The 24,114-nt window shown below is 35.4% G+C and carries 18 protein-coding genes; 14 read left to right on the top strand and 4 right to left on the bottom strand.

Translation table 11 applies throughout. The annotated features are described in order from the left end of the window. Positions 1-11: 11 nt before the first annotated feature. Positions 12-3,077, bottom strand: a complete 3,066-nt coding sequence (locus tag I600_RS14335) for a SusC/RagA family TonB-linked outer membrane protein (RefSeq protein WP_058105249.1) — start codon at positions 3,075-3,077, stop codon at positions 12-14. Between the two features lie 207 nt (positions 3,078-3,284). On the opposite strand from I600_RS14335, the gene I600_RS14330 reads away from it, so the two are divergent. The 5 genes from I600_RS14330 to I600_RS14310 all read left to right on the top strand — a co-directional run bounded on the left by I600_RS14330 (position 3,285) and on the right by I600_RS14310 (position 8,757). Further along, complete coding sequence (locus I600_RS14330) at positions 3,285-3,866, top strand: ribonuclease HII (RefSeq protein WP_058105248.1); 582 nt, start codon at positions 3,285-3,287, stop codon at positions 3,864-3,866. Between the two features lie 42 nt (positions 3,867-3,908). After that, a complete protein-coding gene (locus tag I600_RS14325) occupies positions 3,909-6,362 on the top strand; it encodes a hypothetical protein (protein ID WP_058105247.1) in 2,454 nt (817 codons plus the stop codon). Between the two features lie 117 nt (positions 6,363-6,479). Continuing rightward, positions 6,480-7,172: a TapB family protein gene (locus I600_RS14320; protein WP_058105246.1), complete on the top strand. Its 693-nt coding sequence runs from the start codon at positions 6,480-6,482 to the stop codon at positions 7,170-7,172. A gap of 112 nt (positions 7,173-7,284) precedes the next feature. Continuing rightward, on the top strand, positions 7,285-7,992 hold the full coding sequence (locus I600_RS19570; RefSeq protein WP_209439197.1) for a collagen-like protein: 708 nt from the start codon (positions 7,285-7,287) through the stop codon (positions 7,990-7,992). Between the two features lie 111 nt (positions 7,993-8,103). Continuing rightward, the gene (locus I600_RS14310; RefSeq protein ID WP_058105244.1) at positions 8,104-8,757 is read left to right on the top strand and encodes a collagen-like triple helix repeat-containing protein; all 654 of its coding nucleotides are present in this window, start codon (positions 8,104-8,106) and stop codon (positions 8,755-8,757) included. A 38-nt stretch (positions 8,758-8,795) separates the two neighbouring features. On the opposite strand, the gene lipB is transcribed toward I600_RS14310, so the two are convergent. Genes lipB through I600_RS19005 form a run of 3 tightly spaced genes read right to left on the bottom strand, consistent with a single transcriptional unit; the run spans position 8,796 to position 10,440 of the window. Then, positions 8,796-9,509, bottom strand: a complete 714-nt coding sequence (gene lipB, locus I600_RS14305) for a lipoyl(octanoyl) transferase LipB (RefSeq protein ID WP_058105243.1) — start codon at positions 9,507-9,509, stop codon at positions 8,796-8,798. 26 nt (positions 9,510-9,535) lie between these two features. Next, positions 9,536-10,273 carry a hypothetical protein gene (locus I600_RS14300; RefSeq protein ID WP_058105242.1) on the bottom strand — a complete coding sequence of 246 codons (738 nt, stop codon included), beginning with the start codon at positions 10,271-10,273 and terminating at the stop codon, positions 9,536-9,538. An 11-nt stretch (positions 10,274-10,284) separates the two neighbouring features. After that, positions 10,285-10,440, bottom strand: coding sequence for a YqaE/Pmp3 family membrane protein (locus tag I600_RS19005; RefSeq protein WP_074669928.1), 156 nt, complete (start codon positions 10,438-10,440; stop codon positions 10,285-10,287). A gap of 96 nt (positions 10,441-10,536) precedes the next feature. Between I600_RS19005 and I600_RS14295 the strand changes: the two genes are divergently transcribed. The 9 genes from I600_RS14295 to I600_RS14255 all read left to right on the top strand — a co-directional run bounded on the left by I600_RS14295 (position 10,537) and on the right by I600_RS14255 (position 24,114). Then, a complete protein-coding gene (locus tag I600_RS14295; RefSeq protein WP_058105241.1) occupies positions 10,537-11,589 on the top strand; it encodes a helix-turn-helix domain-containing protein in 1,053 nt (350 codons plus the stop codon). 105 nt (positions 11,590-11,694) lie between these two features. Further along, a complete protein-coding gene (locus I600_RS14290) occupies positions 11,695-12,258 on the top strand; it encodes a TlpA family protein disulfide reductase (protein ID WP_058105240.1) in 564 nt (187 codons plus the stop codon). 86 nt (positions 12,259-12,344) lie between these two features. Further along, positions 12,345-13,070 carry an SGNH/GDSL hydrolase family protein gene (locus I600_RS14285; protein ID WP_157490906.1) on the top strand — a complete coding sequence of 242 codons (726 nt, stop codon included), beginning with the start codon at positions 12,345-12,347 and terminating at the stop codon, positions 13,068-13,070. Between the two features lie 39 nt (positions 13,071-13,109). Then, on the top strand, positions 13,110-14,801 hold the full coding sequence (lysS, locus tag I600_RS14280; protein WP_058105239.1) for a lysine--tRNA ligase: 1,692 nt from the start codon (positions 13,110-13,112) through the stop codon (positions 14,799-14,801). Positions 14,802-14,856: 55 nt separating this feature from the next. Continuing rightward, positions 14,857-16,287, top strand: coding sequence for an SLC13 family permease (locus I600_RS14275; protein ID WP_058105238.1), 1,431 nt, complete (start codon positions 14,857-14,859; stop codon positions 16,285-16,287). Positions 16,288-16,483: 196 nt separating this feature from the next. Continuing rightward, positions 16,484-18,973 carry a zinc-dependent metalloprotease gene (locus tag I600_RS14270; RefSeq protein ID WP_058105237.1) on the top strand — a complete coding sequence of 830 codons (2,490 nt, stop codon included), beginning with the start codon at positions 16,484-16,486 and terminating at the stop codon, positions 18,971-18,973. Positions 18,974-19,153: 180 nt separating this feature from the next. Next, entirely contained in the window at positions 19,154-19,333 is a 180-nt protein-coding gene (locus I600_RS19235; protein WP_139254354.1) for a hypothetical protein, read from the top strand. Between the two features lie 161 nt (positions 19,334-19,494). Next, positions 19,495-19,944, top strand: a complete 450-nt coding sequence (locus I600_RS14260; protein WP_058105235.1) for a lysozyme family protein — start codon at positions 19,495-19,497, stop codon at positions 19,942-19,944. 240 nt (positions 19,945-20,184) lie between these two features. Then, positions 20,185-24,114, top strand: coding sequence for a DUF2194 domain-containing protein (locus I600_RS14255; protein WP_058105234.1), 3,930 nt, complete (start codon positions 20,185-20,187; stop codon positions 24,112-24,114).

Below are 24,114 nucleotides of genomic sequence, written 5' to 3'. Positions count from 1 at the left end.
TTTTTTTGTTTTTAAAATCCTACTTCAACACCAAAAGTATAAGACCTTGTGTTTGGATAGCTAAATAGGTTAAATGACCCTGGTACGAAACCAGTATCTCCTGGCTCACCAGATTCCGCAGAACCTAAACCTACTTCTGGATCTCCGTTAAAATCAGTAATCGTGAATAAATTCTGTCCTGACACGAAAAATCTTAAAGAGTTTAGACCAATACCATCAATCATATCTCTAGGCATGTTATAATCAAGAGTTACAGTACGCAATCTTAAATAATCACCTTTTTCCAAGAATCTTGTTGAAGTTTGATCAGCAGTACTTTGATATAAAGGACTAGGCAATACATCAGTATCTCCTGGTTGTTTCCAATAATTAAAAGCTTCAGTTCTCTGATTACTATCAATATTTCCTATAGCAATACCCTCTGAGCGTTGGAAGTTATAAATATAATTTCCTCCTTTATAAACGAAATCACCTCTTAAACCAAATCCTTTATAAGAAAATGCGGTGTAGAAACCACCTTCAAAATCCGCTATAGGAGATTTTCCTTCTTGAATTTGTTGAAAGCTATCACTAAATTCCTCAGTAATATTCCCATCTAAATCATAGTATAAAGGCGCACCATTTGCAGGGTTTACACCAGCGTACTCTACTGCATAATATGAATTGATTTCCTCTCCTACACGTAAAATATTATCTCCAAATGTACCTGTTATGATATCTTCACCATCTACCAATTCAACAACCTCATTATCAATAAAGGTAATGTTACCACCTAATGTCCATTTAAAATTTTGAGTTCTGATTACATCTCCACTTAGAGATACCTCAATACCCGAGTTTTGCAACTCACCAATATTTGAGAAGATAGAGTTGTTCTCATCACCCACTGTATAAGAAATAGGACGATCTAACAATAAATCTTGAGAGTTCTTTTTAAAGTAATCAACTACACCATTTAATCTGTTGTTAAACAAACCAAATTCAACACCTACATCAAATATTGCTTGAGACTCCCACTGAATTTGAGGGTTACCCACACCTACCGGCAAAGCAGTTGTTTGACCATTATACGTATTTGCAAAATCCAACAAGTTTAAGTATTGGAAATCACCAATGTTTTGGTTACCAGAAGTACCGTAAGATGCTCTTAATTTCAACGTATTGAAAATAGAGTTTTCCATAAAGCTTTCATTAGCAATATTCCATGCCGCACTACCACTGTAGAAATAACCGTACTTATTATCTGGACCAAATCTAGAAGAACCATCACGTCTTACAGAACCAGAAACAATATACCTACCATCATAATCATAATCCACAAACAAACCTTGAGAAAACAAAATTCTTCTAGATTCATTGGAACCTACAGAAGTTGCCTCTGCAGCTACATTTAAATACGGTATATCCGGAGAAGGAAAACCTCTACCTGACGCAAACATACTTGTAGCAATATTTTCATTATATTCCAACAAGAAACTAGCGGAAAGATTATGAAGACCGTTAAATGTATCCGAATATGTGAATACGTTATTTACATTATACTCAAAATCTACATTCAAGTTATCGGTCTGAGTTCCTGGAAAGTTAGCATCACCAACAAACCCTTGTAATACACCACCTGCTATAGAACGAGATGTTCTATTGTATCTATTGCTAATTAAACCAACGCTAAAATTGTTAGAAAATTTCTCTCCAAACGTCATACCAGCGCTTAAGTTACCTATCAACAATAAGTTTCTCGTATCCTCAGGCTCTGTCTGCAATGCCAATGCAATTGGAAAACCTGACCTTGTAGGATTATAAACATTATCACCTTGAGCATCTGTAACTATAGTACCATCATCATTAGTTAAAAACAATGGGTCATATGGGTTATAATCATACATAGCTCTAAAAGGGTTCTGTACGTTGTTTCTATCCCTTGGTAAATCTGTAGTACTACGAGAAACCGAAACGTTAGCTCCAATATTTAACCAATCTTTTGCTTGGTAGTTCGTATTTAAACGAGCAGATACTCTTTCAAAACCATCAATATTTTCAATGATACCAGAGTTCTTATCATACCCTAAAGACAAATAATAAGTTAACTTTTCATCACCACCAGAAACAGAAAGATTATTTGATTGGATAACAGAATTCTTAAGCAATGCTTCTTGCCAATCTGTATCCAAAGATGTTAGCCGTGCTAACTCCTCAGGAGTTGCAGTAGCACCAGGCAAGCTAGTAGCAGCACCAACACCTAAAGCAGCGTATTGACGCTCCAACTCTAATTTTTGAGATGCATTCATCAAATCAAAATTATTAGGGATCATTTCACCAAAGCCATAAGAAGAAGAGAACTTAACTCTTGCGTCACCTGCTTTACCTTTTTTAGTGGTAATCAAAACAACACCATTAGCACCACGAGAACCGTATTTAGAAACGGTAGCCGCATCTTTCAAAATTGAGAATGTCTCAATATCACTAGGATTCAAGTTACTAATTGGATTGAAATCTCTTTCTGTGTCAATCGGAATAGGCACACCATCAATTACATATAATGGAGTAGTTTGTGCGTTGATCGACCCTACACCTCTAATTTGTACGAATGCCGTATTACCAGGTCTACCGTTAGCAGCTGTAACCTGCACACCCGCGGCTTGACCTTGTAAAATGTTATCAATACTAGTAGAAGGAACAAAAGCCTCTATCTTTTCAGTAGATACAGTAGAGATCGCCGATGTAGATAATTCTTTTGACCTAGAACCATAACCTACAACAACAACTTCTTCCAATGCCTCAGCATCTTCTTCCAATTGTACATTAATGGTATTGGAAGCTCCAACACTCATCGTCACTGTTTTTTGACCTAAATAAGAAAATCTTAATTTTTCGCCTTGATTTACGTTAATGGCATAGTTACCATCAAAATCTGTTTGAGATCCGTTCGTTGTACCAACAACTACAACAGACACTCCCGGTAAAGGCAAACCGCTTTGATCGGTTACAACACCGGTCACTGTTTTTTCCTGTGCAAAGGAAAATGTCATGAAGAACACCAATAAAGGCGTCAACATCCACGTCAACTTCTGTTTCATAAAATTTGTTTTTGAATTAGCTTGCGCCAAAAGTCCAAAAATTTGCTTAGTATTCCAAAAGCTATCTTAACCCAAAAAAGTTATATGTTAAAAAAACACTTATTATTATTTTTTTTTCTGTATTTCATCGATTTTGTTGAAAATAAAACAATTATTTAACAATAAATCAATATTTAAAATTCAAAATTTTAAGTTAAAAAAAACATAATGCTTCTTAAATTTTACAAAAATATTAACGAAACCGGTACTGACGAGGCGGGAAGAGGTTGTTTAGCGGGACCTGTGACCGCTGCAGCAATAATTCTGCCAGAATCATTCGAGAATTCAATTTTAACAGATTCAAAGCTGTTATCAGAACACAAAAGACAACTTTTAGAGCCATTATTAAAGGAAGATTGCATTTGTTTTGGAATTGCCCACATACAGCCAGAGATCATAGATGACATCAATATTTTAAATGCTTCTATTCTGGGAATGCACCATGCAATATCCAAATTATCGCAAATCCCAAGCCATATCATTGTTGACGGCAACAAATTCAAAACTTATAAAAAAATATCCCATACCTGCATTGTCAAAGGTGATTCTAAATATTTGAGTATTGCTGCGGCTTCTGTCTTAGCAAAAACAGCACGTGATGCCTATATGCTGAAATTGCACGAAGAATACCCTATGTACAACTGGAGGAAGAACAAAGGCTACCCTACCAAAGAGCATAGAGAAGCAATTAAAAAATATGGTATAACCAAGTACCACAGAACAAGTTTCAAGCTTTTGCCAAACAACTGATATAGTTTTACAAATAGTATAACTTTGTATAAATTTCTATTCATGAGACCTTTTCTAGCATACCTAATTATTGCCTTTATTTGCTATAGCTGTACTTCTAAAAAAAAGAACGATAGTTCACCTTTAAAGGTAATACCTGAAAACGCTAGCTTAATATTTCAAATCAATGATTTTGAATCGGTTAAAAATGAATTTTCTTCCAATGAAATTCTCAACGGTTTAACATTGAATAAACCATTTTCTACATTAAAGAACACCCTTAAAGACTTAGGTCTTTTATCCAATCAAAAAAGCGGATTGGTTGCGCTCTCCGTTGACAGCCTAAATATAGATTATACCTTTATAACAAAAGATAGTCTCTCCATAGATAACTGGGCAGAACTAACCAGTAAAAGTAAAGAGGACCTCACTTTCAACGACTACACGGTTACAAAATACACAGTTGATAATGCAATATTCTACACTACATATCTTAATGATTTCTGGATTATGTGCTCTTCTCAACACCTACTTCAAGAAAACATTAATTCTGTAAACTCACCCCAAAAAAACAGTTCATTTAAACAACTTTACGAAGTATCCAATCATGAAAAGCTCATTAACATTTGGCTTGATATAGATAAAGGAACCACAATGCTTAACATTCTTTTAGGCAAAGACCAAAAGGTCTCCAATTTTGGCAGTTGGTTAACACTTGATGCCACTGTGCATGATAACGAATTAGTTTTAAGCGGCATAGCACAGCCAAATGATCTCAATCAATACTACTTGTCATTATTCAAAAATATAAAACCTATAGAGAACAAAGTTTGGAATTTGGCTCCTAGTAATAGCAAATACATAACCTCATTTGGTTTTGATGAATTCAATAAGTTCATTGAAAATAAAACGCTAAACAACTACCCCACCCAACCTTTAGATTCACTATTAAGTACTGTTGAGGAAATTGGTATTACCGAAATTGACCAGGAAAAAATGCTGTTTTTAAAAACTTATGGTACCGCTACTTTACTTGATTATTTAAATACCGAAAAAGTAAGTACTGAAGAATTTAGTGGCAATGAAATATGGGAACTACATTCTGGCAATACTATTTTTGCAACACTACAACCTTTAATTGGCGATATCACATTCACCTTCGCCAGTATTACTGATAACACCTTTATTTTTTCAACATCTAAAACCACACTAGAATCAGCCATTTCTAAAATAAAGACTGGTGACACCTTTGATAAGACACCTATATATAAAACCATTGAAACCAACCTTACCCAATCATCGAGTGTGCTTTCAATTTCTAATTTTGAGGGCAACGCTGCCTTCTTAAACGAATCGGTTTCTAAAACCTTGGGCAGTTCGTTCAGTAATAGTCATTTAAAAGATTATGTTTTTGCATCACAGATTATCGCAGATAATGGTTTCTACCACACTAACTTCTTAATTAAAAAGGTTACTAATGAAGATGTTCAAAACACAGTATCACAAGCATTTGAAATTCAATTTAATACTGACCTTGCAACATTGCCCCAATTTGTAACCAACCATAATAATGGTAGAAAAGAAATTATAGTACAGGATCAGGAGAATATTCTTTACTTAATTTCCAATACCGGCAAGATTCTCTGGAAGAAACAATTAGATGGTACAGTTCAAGGAAAAGTACACCAAGTAGATCTTTTCAAAAATGGTAAATTACAATTGGCATTTACTACAAACAACGAGTTTTTAATTTTAGACAGAAATGGAAAAGAGGTAAAACCGTTTAAAATAAACTATTCTGGCGGCAACCTTAATCCACTAGCGGTTTTTGACTACGAAGGAAATAAAAACTATAGATTCATAGTCACACAAAACAAAAAAGTACATATGTACAATAATGAAGGTAAAACAGTAAAAGGATTTACATATGATACTGCCGAAGCCAACATACTAAATTCTCCCCAACATTTTAGAATTGGAAAAAAAGACTACATTGTTCTTAAACTTGATAATGGCAAACTAAAAATATTAAATAGAGTTGGCAAAACCAGGATAAACATAAAAAACAAGTTTTCATTTTCCGATAATGAAATTAGGTTATACCAAAACAAATTTACTTTTACCTCGATGGATGGTATTTTATACCAAATTGACTCTCAAGGAAAAATTTCATCGAGCAATCTAAATCTAGCCAAAGATCACGGTATAGATGCCACATCCAGAACTTTAGCCATAATGAACGACAATATTTTACAAATACGAGACAAAAAGGTAGAACTTGAGTTAGGGGTTTATACCAAGCCAGTTATTTTCTACCTCAATGATAAAATCTATGTATCTGTAACGGATATTCAAAATCAGAAAATATACATGTTTGACAGTCAAGCCGAAGCCATACCAAATTTTCCGATTTTTGGTAATTCCGTCATTGATATGGCAGATATGAACAGAAACAAAAAGCCCGAACTTGTATTCAAGGATCAAGAAAATAGTATTAAGGTTTATAAAATACGATAACACACCGAAAGTTAAGGTCTACAAACATTTATATACCGACCATACATTTAATCAACATAATTCTTAGGATTTTCATAAATTTAAATAGTTATAATTCAGAACCTTAACTATTATAAAATGAAAACTAAATTATTATTTACACTTGCCCTTTTAACTTGTATCACCACCTCTATCGCTCAAGATAATTGTAGTAAATTCTACCCCATGAACGAAGGTGTTTCTATGGAATACACTAATTATAATAAAAAAGGAAAAGTAGAGGGTGTAAGCTCATATAAGGTCGTAGAGGCCATAAATAACGGAAACGTCACTAATGCCACCATGGCTATAGACCTGAAAGATAACAAAGGGAAGGACGCTTATAGTACCACGTACAATTTAACGTGTACCGGAAACATGGTAACCCTAGATTACGAATCTCTTCTACCTTCTGAAATGATGGAACAGTATGGCGATATGGATATTGAAATATCGGGTAATGATATAGAAATACCAAATGACCTTAGCGTTGGCCAAAAACTTAACGATGCCAATGTTGCCATGAAAATTAGTATGAGCGGTATAAATATGAATATGACCGTTGACATGACCAATAGAAATGTGGAGAAAAAAGAAAGTATCAGTACTCCTGCCGGCACTTATGACTGTTACGTACTATACAGTGAAAACCGATCAAAAATGATGATGGCAAACCAAGTATACCCGTCTAGAGTGTGGCTTGCAGAAGGTGTAGGTATGGTTAAACAAGAAACTTATAAGAAAAATGGAGACCTTATGAGCAGTACCTTACTTACTGCACACAGCAAATAGACTTATGTCAAAATATAAAAAACCGAGGCTTACACCTCGGTTTTTTTATGCACCTATGTTAACCATATGTTCTAAAACTTCATTAAAGGGAAATAATCCTAAAATATTAATAATGAAGACTACAACAAATTTTATCAAATGCGCAATTTTAATATTCGCCATTTCATTTACATCATGCTCTAAGGATGGAGATATTGGTCCTATTGGTCCACAAGGGGAACAGGGGATAAAGGGTGAACAAGGAGAACAAGGACCTGCCGGTGAAGACGGGGAAGCGCTAGGAGTGCCCGGTCCACAAGGTGAACAAGGAGAACAAGGAGAAACTGGACCTGCTGGAGAAGATGGAACTGACGGCACAAATGGTACCAACGGTGAAGACGGGGAGGATGGCAATGCCAATGTAGACACATATACCTACGACCTTTCTTCAGAATCTGGAGCAACGATAACAGTCAATGCAACTGCTTTGTCCCAAGAGGTTATTGACAATGACTTAATTCTTGGATATCTTTTAAAAAATGGAAACACCTACACTCCCATTCCCGCACCAATCTATGCTTTTGGACTTGGTGACAATAGCGATATTGCCGTAGAAATAAGCTTGAACAGATATTGGATGTTCTTTTATGAAGTAGGAACAGAGAACTTAAAATCTGTAACTGCTGGTCAGTTAGACGAGTTAAAATTGATAGTTATAGAATCTAACAGTACAACTTCTGGCAAATCAAGTAAGGCAAACACATTATCGAACTTAAAGTCTGCTGGTGTAGACACCAATGACTATTATGCAGTCATGGATTATTATGGATTAGCATACTAATCTGATTTTAAAACATAAAAAATAGAGGCTTTCACCTCGGTTTTTTTATGCTGTTATGTTAACCTTTACAATAAAGCCTCATTAAAAGGAAATAACCTTAAAATTTTAATAATGAAGATTACAACGAATTTTATCAAATGTGCGATTTTAGTATTTGCCATAACAGTGACATCATGCTCTAAGGATGGAGATATTGGTCCTATTGGTCCACAAGGGGAACAGGGGATACAGGGAGAACAAGGACCCGCTGGTGAAGATGGAACGAATGGCACTAATGGTACCGATGGAACTAACGGTGAAGATGGAGAAGATGGAGAAGATGGTAATGCTAATGTAATTGCATCAGATTGGTTTGGTCCAGACGCTCAATACTTTGAAAGTAATGGCTATACAAAATATGCCGAATTTGAAAAAATAGTTACAGAAGTAGATACTGATTTTTATAACAAGGGAACTCTTCTAGTGTACGCCAAATTTGATAATTATGTCGAAGAAGTATGGCCTTCTGATCATATTTCACTGTTGCCATTACAAATTAGTGGTGGAACTACTGAACATATTTATACTGCATATGCGGCTATTGGCGCCATCAAAATAAGATACCGTCGAGAGGGTGAATTTGTACCTGAAACATATACCATCTCAGCTTCTGCGCTGTTCCGATATGTATTAATTCCACAAGCAACTACAGGTAAAAAACAAAAGGTTGATTTTTCAAAAATGACTTACGAAGAGGTAATGAATCATTTAGGATTGGAGTATTAAAATGCAATAGCCTAAAAAATAACAGAAAAAACCGAGGCTTACACCTCGGTTTTTTCATTTACCTCAGCTTCAAAAAGTATTTGAAAATGCTTTAATAATTTTTGCTTCACTTCTTCCAAATTAACTTCTTTCTTACCTAACTCCACGTTTAAAGAAGTAACAGCTTTACCTTTTATTCCGCACGGGATCATTAAATCAAAATAACCTAAATCAGCATTGACATTTAACGCAAAACCATGCATAGTTACCCAACGCGAGGCTCTTACACCCATGGCGCAAATTTTGCGTGCAAACGGAGTACCAACATCTAACCACACTCCTGTTTCACCAGGCGAGCGCTCCGCTTTCAATCCATACTCCTTTAAAGTCAAAATGACCATTTCTTCCAAAAAACGAAGGTATTTATGTATATCCGTAAAGAAGTTATCCAAATCTAAAATGGGGTAACCCACTATTTGTCCAGGACCATGATAGGTGATATCCCCCCCTCTATTAATCTTATAGAAAGTGGCTCCTTTATCCGCCAAAACTTTTTCATCTACCAAAAGATTGGAAATGTCTCCGCTTTTTCCCAAAGTATACACATGGGGGTGTTCAACATAAAGAAAATGATTGGGAGTTTCTAAGTTCAGCTCTTCTCTCCTATTGCGTATTTTAAGATCAAGCGTCTCTTGAAATAGCTGTTCCTGATAATCCCAAGTTTCTTTATAGTCTTTAAGACCTAAATCTTGTACTTGTACCTTCTTGTTCATTTTACAAAGGTACGAAAAGCTATAGCCTATTTCTCTAATTCCACTTCAATGACTACAGATTCTGGGTCTTTCATCATTTCTAGAAAATTAACTTCATGTACCATAGTTTTTCCATCCATGGAAAATGTAGCTTCTTCTATGTTGGTAGATTTTACACGTCTTGGAAAATGATACTTAAATGTATATGTAGAGCTAGATAAAAACATTTCTGCACCTGCTAAACTATCTATGCTCCTTTCAAATAATGTTTGATCAAGAATTACTGTCTCTCGTTTGAATTTGTTCTTCTTAAAAGTATAGTTGACCTTTGTTGCTTCTTCTGGAGCACCACCCGGCATAGCATTACCCCCAGCAATGGGACCAATGGAACTTGCACTTTGAAAAGAATTAAACGCATCATTGACTTCTGATACTTTGTTGAATTCAGTAAACATATCAAAATTCATGATTCCTTTATCCGGATCAACGTTCATATGAAGTTTAAAAGGCTCTAATCTTTTTAATTTTTCTTGTTCCTCTAAAGGTAGTTTAGCTATGCTATCTTTCTTTTCTATCAACAAATCTTTAAATACCAAAGTGGAGTCTATAGCCTTTTCCAATTTTGTAGAATCTGTTTCTGGCAACATTTGCAACATTTCGCCCCCATCAAAAGAAATACTCATTTTGCCTGAGCCATTTTCATTAAAATAAATTTCTTCTGTAAAATTACAGGCAACAAAGAATACTGTTATTAAAACAGCAGTGAAAGTTTTTAAAAGTTTCATGAAAGATTTTTCTAATTAGGATTGTTCAAAATGACCAATGCGGCAATTACGCCAGGCACCCAGCCGCAAAAAGTTAAAAGTAAAACAATTAGAAAAGAACCACAACCTTTGCCCAAAACCGCTAAAGGAGGAAAAAAAATGGCGAGCAATACGCGAATTAAACTCATTTGATTATTATTTTGATTGATTGATGTACCTTATACGTCGCAAGTATAACCACTTTGTTACAAAAACCGATCTTAAAAACTATCATTATTTAACCAATGCCTAAAAAGTTATTTTTAATTTACCTGCTATTTTCTTTTTCCTATTGTGCCGCACAATACAGCTTTAAAGGTCAAATTGCAGAACAACAGTTTGGCAAAACTGTATACCTTTCCATTATTGAAGATTACAGAAAGTTCGACAAAATTTCAATGGAACAGATTTTAAAGAAGAGTACAACAGATTCTTTGGGCTATTTTAATTTTAGCGGAGATAATTTAATGGACCAAAACCGGATTTATAGAATACACGTGGATGAATGTTCTGATCTTGGCACTAATTCCGATCATTTTTTTGGTAGTTGTGAATACAGCAAAAGTATCTTGTTCATTGCCAAAAACACCGACACCATTCTGTTTCCGACATCATTTGACAATGAGACGCTATGTGAAATTTCTTCCACTAATTCTTCATCTTCTATGTTTTTGGATATTGATGTTCTAAAAGAGCAAATGGCATATGAATTCAATGAATTTAGAAGTAATGCAAGTAAAAAATTAAACTCAAAAAAATGGTTTTCCTCTTTGCAAGATTATGGAGCTAACCTTAATGAACCACTGGCAGAATTATATATTTATAGCTTTTTATCCGATAGAAAAAATGATACTTACTCCTATTACTTAGCTGATATCAACAATACGGACTATTACACATCTCTAAGTAATCGTTTACTTTCTAAATACCCAGAAATTAACCTGACTACATTATATAATAACGAAATAGCGATTGACCAACAAATTGCTGACCGTAAAGAGCCTTCAGCCAAACTATGGCAATGGGTATTACCGTTTTTACTTGTTATTTCTATCGGGTTCAATATCTTTTTAATTCTAAAATCAAAAAAAGATAAAACAAAACTACAAATTTCACCTTTGACCAAACTTACAGAGCAGGAACAAAATATAGTATCCCAAATTCTTAAAAGCAAAACCAACAAAGAAATTGCTAATGACATGTTTATTAGCGTTAGCACCGTAAAAACACACATAAACAACGTTTACAAGAAATTGGGGGTAAGTACAAGAGATGAAATAAAGCAACGTTTGCAATAACCCTATAAATCTCCACCCTGGGTCTAGTACCCATTTCCACCCCTTAAAACCTAATTTTCCCTAATAATTTCTAGAATTTTCAGATCTAATCTAAAATTATAGATCATGAAATTTTCCTTATTAATTATTGCATTTATTTTAAGCTACACTACTACAATCAATTCTCAAAAAATCAACCAAGAAGTGCATATTGAGAATCAACAACCATTTCTACTTGGCAAAATTACACCCGAAGCTCTTTCCACAAACACCTATAAAACTTGGTATCTTCCTAATTTCAGCAACTATAAAGCTGATACCGAAAAAATAAAACTCATTAAAGAACACTTAAACGCTTACAAAATATTAATATTTATGGGCACTTGGTGTGGTGATAGCAAACGAGAGGTTCCGCGATTTTTAAAAATTCTGGAGCAAGCCGAATACCCTAATGAAAACTTAAAAATCATTGCCCTTGACAAAAGAAAAGAAGCCTACAAAAAAAGTCCACAAGGTGAAGAGTGGGGATTAAACATTAGAAGAGTTCCTACTTTTATTTTTTATAAAAATGGCAGAGAAATAAATAGAATTATTGAAACTCCCATCACCAGTTTAGAAGACGACATTTTAAAAATTGTTAGCCAACAAGTCTACCTACCCAATTATGGGACATCATTACATTTTGACTGACAACAATTGATATCATCTAGCTTATGATTAATCGAGTATTTTATAATTAACTAAAACCTTTACAACTATTCTTACGTTAGATAATTATGAAATACTTGAACAAGTTATCCCTTATACCGCTAATAGGTCTTCTGTTTACTATATTACCATCTTGCAGCCAAACCGAAGATATTAGATCAGCACCTATTTCAGAAGATCTAAACAACCAAGAAACCATAAACTATTTGGCTCTTGGCGATAGTTATACCGTTGGAGAAAGCGTTGCGTTTGAAGACAGCTTCCCAAAACAATTGAGTTCCACTATTGAAGAAAATAAAAACTATAAGGTCAATACTACCGTAATTGCACAAACCGGCTGGAGAACCGATCAATTATTGGCATCAATTGGTGGTAGAGCATCTGCCGAGTATAATTTAGTCACGCTACTTATTGGTGTAAACAATCAATTTCAATCTAGACCATTTTCTCAATATGAGACAGAATTTGTAAGATTAATTGATAAAGCCATTAGTCTTGCGGGTAATGATTCTAACAAAGTAGTCGTGCTTTCAATTCCAGATTACTTTTATACGCCTTTTGGCCAAAGTAACGGTAATGACCAAATCTCAAGGGAACTTGACAGGTATAATGATTTTGCCAAATATACCTCAAAATCCAAAGGAGTTACGTTTCTAAATATTACCGATATTACCAGAAAAGGTTTAAACGAACCTGAATTGGTAGCAAATGATGGTTTACACCCTTCTGCCCTTGCATATGAAAAATTTGTTGAAAGACTCTATCCTTTAGTGCGTTCTAGATTGAAAGATTAAGACATATCGATTATATTTGCCAGCTAAATAAACGACGGCATGCAATTATCGGAGCAAGAGCTTATCAGAAGAGAAAAATTGGAAAAACTAAGAGCATTGGGTATCAATCCTTATCCAGCTGCTTTATACCCTGTAAATGCTACATCGGCAAGCATTAAATCTAATTATGAGGAAGGTAAACAGGTAATTGTTGCCGGTAGACTCATGTCTCGTAGAATTCAAGGTAAAGCTTCTTTTGCCGAGCTACAAGATAGTTCCGGTCGTATTCAAGTTTATTTCAATAGAGATGAAATCTGTACAGGTGATGATAAGTCTTTATACAATGATGTCTATAAAAAATTATTGGATATTGGTGATATTATCGGTATTGAGGGTGACCTATTTACTACCCAAGTAGGCGAAAAAACCATTATGGTCAAGAAATTTACCATGTTGAGCAAATCGCTTAGACCTTTACCATTACCAAAAAAAGATGCAGAAGGCAAGGTCTATGATGAGTTCAATGACCCAGAATTACGCTACCGTCAACGTTATGTAGATTTGGTGGTGAACCCAAAGGTCAAAGAAACATTCATTAAAAGAACCAAGATCACCAATAGTATTCGTGAGTTCTATAACGACAAAGGTTATTTAGAGGTTGAAACACCAATTTTGCAACCAATACCAGGTGGTGCTACGGCACGCCCTTTCTTAACGCACCATAATGCGCTGAACATTCCTTTGTATTTACGTATTGCCAATGAACTTTACCTAAAGAGATTGATCGTTGGTGGGTTCGATGGTGTTTATGAATTCTCAAAGGATTTTAGAAACGAAGGTATGGATCGTACCCATAATCCGGAATTTACGGTAATGGAACTGTATGTAGCCTACAAAGACTACAATTGGATGATGGATACCACTGAAAAATTATTGGAGAAAATTGCGATGGATGCCAATGGGACTACTAAGGTAACCGTAGGCAAACACGAAATTGAATTCAAAGCTCCGTACGCAAGAGTACCTATTTTAGAGGCTATAAAAATACACACAGGTATTGATGTTGCCGGTATGCCAGAAGAAGAACTACGCGAAACGGCTAAAAAATTAGGTCTAGAGGTCGACGAAACTATGGGTGTGGGCAAACTGATCGATGAGATTTTTGGTGAAAAATGTGAGCACCATTACGTGCAACCAACATTTATTACAGATTACCCAAAGGAAATGAGCCCGTTGACCAAAGAGCATAGAGACAACCCTGCTTTAACAGAACGTTTTGAGCTTATGGTAAATGGTAAAGAGTTGGCAAATGCTTATTCTGAGCTTAATGACCCAATTGACCAAAGAGAGCGTTTTGAAGATCAACTGAAGTTGTCCGAAAAAGGTGATGACGAAGCTATGTTCATTGACCAAGATTTCCTTAGGGCATTGGAATACGGTATGCCACCTACTTCTGGTATTGGTATAGGTATAGATCGTTTGGTAATGTTGATGACCAACAATGCATCTATACAAGAAGTATTGTTCTTCCCGCAAATGAGACCAGAAAAGAAACCTCTTCAATTATCCGATAATGAAAAGGTTATTTTTGATATCCTTAAATCAGAAAAGAAAATGCAATTAGACGCGCTTAAAAACAAAGCAGATCTAAGCAACAAAGCATGGGACAAAGGCATTAAAGGGATTACAAAACAGCAACTGGCAAAAATCTATAAGGAAGACGATGTTCTTTTTGTTGAAATATTAAAATAGCCATTTACCGTAAAAATAAAAAATAGTAGTTTAGAAGCTGGCAAAACCAACCAGCATGAACTTAAGCAGTAAAATAGGTCTGTTTACAGGTCCTATACTATTTTTTATAATCATTTTTTCACCAAGTGTATTGATTTCAGATAGTGCGGACGCCGTCATTGCCGTTGCACTATGGATGGTTATATGGTGGGTAACAGAAGCGGTTTCTATTTCCGTAACCGCTCTATTGCCCCTATTGCTCTTTCCAATTTTAAAAATTATGCCAGTTGGCGAAGTTGGAGCAAACTACGGTAGCCCCATAGTTTTTTTATTCTTTGGCGGCTTTGTAATGGCACTGGCGTTAGAGAAGGTAAATCTGCATAAAAGAATAGCACTCACTATCATTAAACTTACCGGTACCTCTGCCAATAAGGTGGTATTAGGTTTTATGATCGCTACTGCCGTACTGAGCATGTGGATCAGCAATACTGCAAGTACCGTAGTTATGTTACCGATCGCCATGTCGGTCATCAATCTATTGATCGAAGATGAAGACGGATTCACTACAAGAGATCGCAATTTTGCCTTAAGTGTAATGCTTGGCATTGCCTTTTCTGCGAATGGGGGAGGTATTGCAACGGTTATTGGTACCCCTCCAAATTCTGTCTTAATAGGTTTACTTGAAAACCAATACCAAATAGAAATATCATTTTTAAAATGGATGATGATAGGGCTACCCTTTTCCCTTATCATGATTTCCATTTGTTATTTTGTTCTCGTAAAAGTCTTTTTCCCCACTCGGGGTTTAAAATTTAAAGCTTCAAAAACCATTATTCATGAGGAACTGGATAAATTAGGTCCTACTTCCGGGAAGGAAAAAATGGTCTTATCCATTTTTGGAGTCACAATATTTCTGTGGGTGTTCAGAACATTGATCAATTCCATTTTCCCCAATTTAGGTCTATCGGATACCCTTATAAGTATTTTTGCCGCTATAGCGTTATTTACACTGCCGTATAATCTAAAAAAAGGAGATTTTATTTTAGAATGGAAAGACACCCAAAAACTGGCTTGGGGAATTTTAATTCTATTTGGCGGTGGCCTATCACTGGCAAATGGCATGTCCGTTTCGGGTATTGTAGATTTGGTTGCCCAAGTTATTGCAGAAAGTAACCTAAGTATATTGCTTACGGCTTCTTTATTGATCGTTCTAATGCTATTTATGACAGAATTAATGAGCAATGTTGCTCTTGTTGCAGTATTAGCTCCTGTTGTTGCGGGAATAGCCATAGGGCTGGGTCTGCCCATAACCTATCTACTTATTCCCATCACTATTGCAAGTAGCTGTGCTTTCATGCTACCTATGGCCACGCCACCAAATGCCATAGTTTTCGCTAGCGGGTATATTAAGGTACATGAAATGGCACGCGCGGGGATAATTCTTAATCTTATAGCGGTTCTCTTACTGATCCTCTTATTTCAATTTTTTCTACCTCTTTTATTTTAATAAGAATTTATTATAAAAATAAAGCCCTTGCATATTACAAAGGCTTTATAATCGACTAATTCAGAATGAAAAAATGTTTATTCCTATTTAAAAGACGCCTATTGATCATGATTGTTACAAATAGGCTTAAGAAATTATTAACTATTTGTTACAGATATTATTTCAATCTTTGGAAGATTACCTAACTAACTCACAAATGAAAAGAAAATTACTTGTAAAATTATTACTATTACTGTGTGTTTTTGGCTACCAGAATGCTGACGCCCAAATTTTTAAAAAGAAAAAGAAAAACACTGAACAAGAAGCTAACAAGCCTTCTAAAGATAAAATTCAACCTTATAACAAGGTTATAACAAAAGATGCCAAAAGTGATTCAGGTCTATTTACTACCCACATAGTAGATGAAAATCACTATTTTGAAATTCCAGATTCCCTATTCAATAAAGAAATGCTGATGGTAAGTCGTATTTCCAAAACTGCATCGGGCATTGGTTTTGGTGGTGGAAAAATAAACACCCAAGTACTTCGCTGGGAAAAGAAAGATAAAAAAGTATTACTTCGTGTAGTATCCCATGATGTTGTTGCCGCAGATTCTTTACCGGTACATGAAGCCGTTGTAAATTCAAACTTTGAACCGGTTTTATTCTCTTTCGATATTAAAGCTATTCAGAAAGACTCGCTCAGCCCTACAACCGTAATCGAAGTAAACGATATTTTCACGAAGGACACCAAAGCTTTTGGTATGCCAGATAGGTATCGCAAAAGATATAAAGTATCTCGTTTAGATGAAGGCAGAGGGTATATAGAATCTATTAAGAGTTACCCATTAAATGTTGAAGTACGCCATGTGAAAACGTATTTGGCGAGCAACCCTCCAAGTAATTCTACCTTAGGTTCAATTTCTGTGGAAATCAATAACTCTATGGTACTACTTCCTGAAGAACCTATGAAACGCAGATATTTTGATGAGCGTGTAGGTTGGTTTGCACGTGGCCAAGTAGATTATGGTCTAGACGCTCAAGAGAGCAAAACGATCAAGTTTTTAGATAGATGGCGCTTAGAGGTTAAAGATGAGGATATAGAGAAATTCAAAAATGGCGAACTAGTTGAACCAAAAAAGCAAATTGTATACTATGTAGATAGGGCTACACCTAGAAAATGGGTACCTTTTATTAAGCAAGGTATTGAAGATTGGCAAACCGCTTTTGAAGCTGCAGGTTTTAAGAACGCCATAATTGCAAAAGAACCACCTACAGTTGAGGAAGATCCAGAATGGTCTCCTGAAGATGTGCGTTATTCAGTGGTTCGTTATTTAGCATCACCTATACCAAATGCCAATGGTCCGCATGTTAGCGATCCCCGCAGTGGTGAAATATTAGAATCTGATATTAATTGGTACCATAATGTAATGACCTTGTTGAGAAACTGGTACTTTGTACAAACAGCAGCTATCAATCCTGCTGCCAGAGGTGTATCTTTTGATGATGAAGTCATGGGTCGCTTAATTAGATTTGTATCATCACATGAAGTTGGCCACACGCTTGGGCTTCCACATAATATGGGCAGTAGTGTTGCATACCCTGTAGACTCCCTTCGTTCTAAAACGTTTACAAAAAAATATGGTACGGCACCATCAATAATGGATTATGCCCGTTTTAACTACATTGCGCAACCTGGCGATGAAGGTGTTGCCTTAATGCCAGATATAGGGGTATATGATAAATATGCCATTCAATGGGGATACAAACCAATTTTAAACACTACCGCAGAAGAAGAGAAAGCTATTTTGGACCAATGGATCTTAAAACATGCAGGTGACCCTCTTTACCGTTTTGGTCACCAACAAGTAGGTGATATAGTTGACCCAAGTTCACAGACCGAAGATTTGGGAGATGATGCTATGAAAGCTAGTGAATACGGTATTGCCAATTTAAAAAGAATTGTTCCCAAACTCATAGAGTGGACCGCAGAAGATGGTAAGAACTATGAAGACCTTGATAAACTTTATGGGCAAGTATTCGCTCAGTTCAATAGATATATGGGCCATGTTTCCAATAATATTGGGGGCGTATATGAGCACCACAAAACCTATGACCAAGATGGCGCCGTTTATACCGCCGTACCTAAAGAACGCCAGCAAAGAGCCATGGCTTTTCTTCAAGAACAGTTATTTAATACCCCAATGTGGATGCTAGACCAAGATATTTTGGAGCGTACAGAGTACTCTGGCTTTTTAGAACAAATGCGGGCTATGCAAGTACGTACATTAAATAATGTATTAAGCTTAGGCAAAATGGCAAGGTTGATAGAAAATGAAACAATGGATAAGTCCGAAGCTTATTCCCTTGCCCAAATGATGAGCGAATTAAGAAAAGGTATATGGTCTGAAACAAGGAGTGGCAAAACGGTTGATACCTATAGAAGGAACCTACAAAAAGCCCATATTGACCGTTTAGCATATTTGTTGACTGCAGAAAATCAAGCCAAGGCTTCGGATTTTGGTGGCTACAGAAAATCAACAGTTGTCAACACCAGTCAATCTGATATTCGAACCATTGCGAGAGCCGAATTGAATATTTTGAAGCGCGATATTAGAAACGCACGTAACAGAACCTCTGACTTGATGACAAAATATCATTACGACGATGTTTCTGAGCGTATTAACGATATTTTAGACCCTAAATAATTGCATGTAATTGTGGTCAAGATTTCAACGTTATCGATGAAAAACCAATATCATCGATGAATGAAATGTGTTAACCACATTTTAAATATTCTAGACATCAAAAAAAGCCCGTTACACAACAATGGGCTTTTTCATGCGTTTATCTTTTTTAGATTAGTAAAGAATTTAAACCCCCAAATCATGACCAATAAAGTAAAAAGTCTTATCTACCTAGCTTGTTTTATCTGTGCTTCTGTTGTTTATCACCAGAACACAAATGATACCGTTAAAGAAGATATTGTGACAAACACCTACGAACAAGAGGCTGACATCGTTATTAATCCATACAAAACGATGGAAGGACGAACACAGACCAATTAAAAAATTCAAAGAACATACCTACTTAAAAGCGCGGCCCAAAAGCCGCGCTTTTTAATTATCATAATTTATCTTTTTCCGTTAAAAAACTATTAAAAATTAAATTACACTTAAACCTAATTGAAAATTTCATGTCAAAGTAACAAATACATAAAAAAATAAACATGAAAAAATTAGTAATGGCCATATTGATTATGGCAGGCATAACTGCAACGGCACAAGATCACCAAAGAAAAGGTAAAAGAGGTGACATGAAAGATTTGACTCCTGAACAAGTAGCAACTATTCAGACCAAAAAAATGACTTTGGCCTTAGATCTTAATGAATCTCAACAAGGAAAAATCAAAGCAATACTTACGGAAGATGCCACTGCTCGAAAAACAAAAATGGAAGAGAGAAAAGCCCAAAAAGAGGAAGGTAAAAAGGTATTGACCGCAGAAGAAAAATACGCTATGCAAAATGAGCGCTTAGACCATCAGATTGCCAGAAAAGAGCAAATGAAATCTATACTTGATGACGAGCAATATGAAAAATGGGAAAAAATGGACCATAGACGAAAAATGCGAAGTAAAAACAATGAAGGTAGAAAAGGAAAACGCTCTGCCAGACAATAGATGCTTATACAAACCCAAAAAAAAGACTTGCTTTCGGCAGGTCTTTTTTGCATTTAAGCGATATCTCAAACTTTCCAAAACACCTTATAAACCAAGGCTAAACCCTTAAACCATACATTCATGGATGAAATTGCATATTTGACCAATAAATTTTTAGCTAACATCTTTATGTTTGTACTTAGAATCTTCAAATTGAAGACAGCAACATGCGTCTCAATTTAGATTTTAAGACACCAAACCATGATAGCAAAAAAAATAGGTTATTTATCTCTACTTATAGCCTTTACTCTTTTAACCAGTTGCCAACAAGAACTTTACAAGTCTAATAACAAATTTAATGTTCCGGAAAAAAGTACAGAGGAGCCTTTGGTTCAGTTTTTAATAGAGCCAACAAATTACAGCGCTATTTTAGAAACTGAAAACTTGGCCAAGGCTTTTGACTATTCTAAAATTGCACACAAAACGTTATGGGTAAATCAATTTAACGAAAAGTTGAATATTGCTCCAACCACAAGGGTCGTTACCGTTCATGAAACTGCAGGTTTAAGTACCGTTGCCATTGACAGTCTCTTAAAGTTCGTTTCTAAAGGTGGAACCTTATTGATTACCAAAGCAGCAAAAGATGAACGTATGTCTTATTTTTTCGGCATGACCCCTGGGGCTGATTGGTCTACGAACAAAGTAGCTTCGGGCCTGTTCTTTAACAAACCTTTGTTTCCAGGTATGCAAGGTCGTGGCTTTGATAATGAAACAACCCATTTAGGTTTCAATACTTCCAATTTCTCCAGTAACGTTAATGTACTGGTATCTGCATATAATGATAATAATTACCCTGTTTTAGTTGAAAATCAAATTGGCAATGGTAAGGTCATCCTGTACAATTCATCTCAAGTACTTAAAAAAGAAATGAGGGGATTGTTATTTTCAGCCAGTTTGCTTGGACTTGAGGGCATACCCTACCCAATTGCAAATATTGGAACGCTTTTTCTTGATGATTTTCCATCGGCTGTTTATGACAAAAATGGTAAAGCTATAACCTTAAAAAATGGAGAGGGAAAATCTGAGTTCTTAAAAAAAGATTGGTGGCCTAAAATGAAAAAGTTTTCTCAAGAAGAAGATATAAAATTCTCTGCATATGTAACTTTTAATACCGATGACAAGAACACCGGTGAGGCTAACTTTAAAAGTTGGGACCAAACTGGGCTATTAGATGGAAAAAATGAAGATGGCACCAATAAATGGATTACCAACGAGTTTACCAACCGTGGTCACGAATTAGGTTTTCGTGGTTATAACGATCTTTCATTGTCTAAAGAATTATGGCAAGACACTGATCTAATTCTTGAAAATATAAAGGCGTCTGAGAAAAAATGGGAAGAAAATATATCCAAGTCCTTACCCACATCATATGTGGCACCAAATAATAAAATCGATAGTTTAGGACTAATATCATTAAAAAAAGGTTTTCCTAGTTTAAACTTTGTTCATACCTCTTTCTTAGGAGATTTGTATAAAGGTGGTAACAGGGAGTTTGACCCAGACCCATTGAACAATAGATTTTTTGATTATCCACGTTTAAGTAGTGGTTATACCATTTCAGATAAAGAATTATGGGCTATAGAGTCTACCTATCTATATACAGGAATTTGGTCTCACGCCTTAAGTACTGAAGATGCCATTGACATGGGAAATGCCGACAATGCAATCAATTCACTTAAAAATCATATTGCAGACTACAAGAATAGACACCCCCAAATGCAATTCTTAACCGCTAAAAAATCTACAGAGGCAGTTATGGATTGGCGCTATCAAAGTATTCGCCATTTAAGTTATGAAGGTCAGTATGAAGTATCTAGTTCCTTAAACTCAGATGCCAATAAAGACTCTTATTGGTTAATGTACGTTAGCGAACATAACAATGTCAAAGTACATGAAAAATTATTCTTTGACCAGACAGAATTTAGCGCAACCCCATTTTTAAATGGTTTTCTATATAGCATTAAAACAAAGTCCCCAAATTTAAGTGTACCAGATATACGACCAGAAATTAGAACATTAATTGGTACAACCTCAACTTTAATCACCAATACAAATAACGATTATAAAGCTTATAACCGGAGTAAGCAGACTATGGTGCCTTTAAAGAAAAAAATCAACAGATTGGTGGTTGAAGAAAAAACCAAAGAGGCAACAAACTTAATGGAAAAACTATTTGACAATAATAAATTCATAAACAGCCAAGAAATAGTTACTTATGCAGAAGGTATGGAGGCTCAAGGCAAAACCGAAGAGCTTTGGTCACAATTAGACCAACTATACCAAAAAAACCCATCAAGTTCTTATGCAGATTTTTCTAGGGACATTAGTATTGTCAGTAATTACCCAACACCTACCATTAAAAAAATGTGGATAGAGAGGCAGATGGAATGGGGACAAAATGACCCCGCCCTTCTTAAAGAATATTATCAAAATTTCAATACCGAAGATAATACCGAAATTATAGAACAAGTACTTAGCGTTCTATATTCTTTAGAACCAACTGATGAGAACCAACATACATACTATGATTTTTTGGTAAAATCCAATAAAGATGATTTGCTACAGAAACTAGATGAGATAGCACCTTGTAGCATATCCAATAAAGATCTGGCCACTTCAATTAGTGAAGCATATGCCGAAAAACTTAATTTTGACAAGGCAGAACTTTGGCAAAAATGTGGAAATATTTCTCCAGAAGTGGTTAAGGAATGGAAAGAAAAAACAAAGACCATTGCAAGTAAGAAATTTACAGACTTTGAGTACTATCTAAGATATCTGCTGGTCAATGATCCGGACAAAGCCTTAGAGGAAGCCCAAGAAATAGAGCCCTGCAGACCCGATTTAATTAGACTATCAAAGAACATTGCTCTTTTATTTGCGCAATACTCACATTACCAGAAAGCTTTAGATTGGAGCACGTGTACCAATACCATTTCTATTAAACATATTTTAGATTGGAATCTTGAATACGCCAATGGCCGGTATTTAAAACAAGTATATGCCAAACATATAGAAAAGAATCCTAGAGATTATAATACCATGAACCACATGGTGAAATTATTATTACTAAAGGGTGATGTAGATGGTGCAGGTAAAATAGCCTTGAGCATACCACAGAACAAAATTGACCCCGATTTTAAAATTGCATTCAACAATGAGGTAAAATCTGAAACTAACGAAAAGCAATCTTTATATGTAAGCAAGTACAAAGTTTTAATGGATGACGCTATTGTAAAAAAATCTGAAATTGAAGCTAGAAAAAAGAAAGGGCACTCCATAGGACTTACCTCATCTGCTATTGCAGATGAATTTAACCCAACCTTGTTCAACAATGCCTTCCATTTTGGTTTTTATAATACAAAACTCGACTTTCATAAATTCTCAATTGTTCAAGGTACCACATATTCAGTTCTTAAGGACACTATAGTACCTAATGATATTGATAGAGATTTACTCGGTGTTGCCTATCAATATAAAACAGAGTCCAATGAGAAAAAACCTTTTTCCGTTGGCGCCAAAGTAGAATTAGATAATTTTAATAAGGTATTCTTTCATTTTAATACCGGTATAGATTTTATAGGTGACAATAGTACATCTTCATTAGCTTTAAAAGTACACCCCGTTACTACAGGACCGGGTTACGAATTAAACATTTATGATATTCAGGTAAAAGCAGCACAGCAGTTTGAATACTCATCTAACCTAGATCACCAATTTTATGTAAAAGCAGATTACTACACTGATAGTCAATACTACGCTATTGGTGGCACCAGAGTAGAATATAATTTGCTGAATTTGGACAAATTTAAATTTGGTCCATTAATAGAAGGTGCCTATGGCGTTGGCTCTGAAGAGAGAAGAGACGGTTTTCCTTACTGGCTTACCGAAGATAGACTTTATGCGGGTGGAGGATTACAATTCACCATTGGTAACGAAGATTCAGATTTTAATTGGCAAAGCGACTTTTCACTTTTTGCCGAGCAGGAAGAAGATAGTTTTCAGCGTTATGAAGGTAAACTATCTTACAGAATCAAGAATTTTACAACCGTACATTTAAATTACTCCTATTTTACTATTGACCGGTTTTTCTCTAACGCCGTTCAGCTGGGTATTCAGTATAATTTCAAATAA

Source organism: Maribacter dokdonensis DSW-8 (assembly GCF_001447995.1).
Classification (GTDB): Bacteria; Bacteroidota; Bacteroidia; order Flavobacteriales; family Flavobacteriaceae; genus Maribacter; species Maribacter dokdonensis.
The sequence above is the reverse complement of the archived record's forward strand: the minus strand, read 5'-3'. Positions and strand labels throughout refer to the sequence as shown.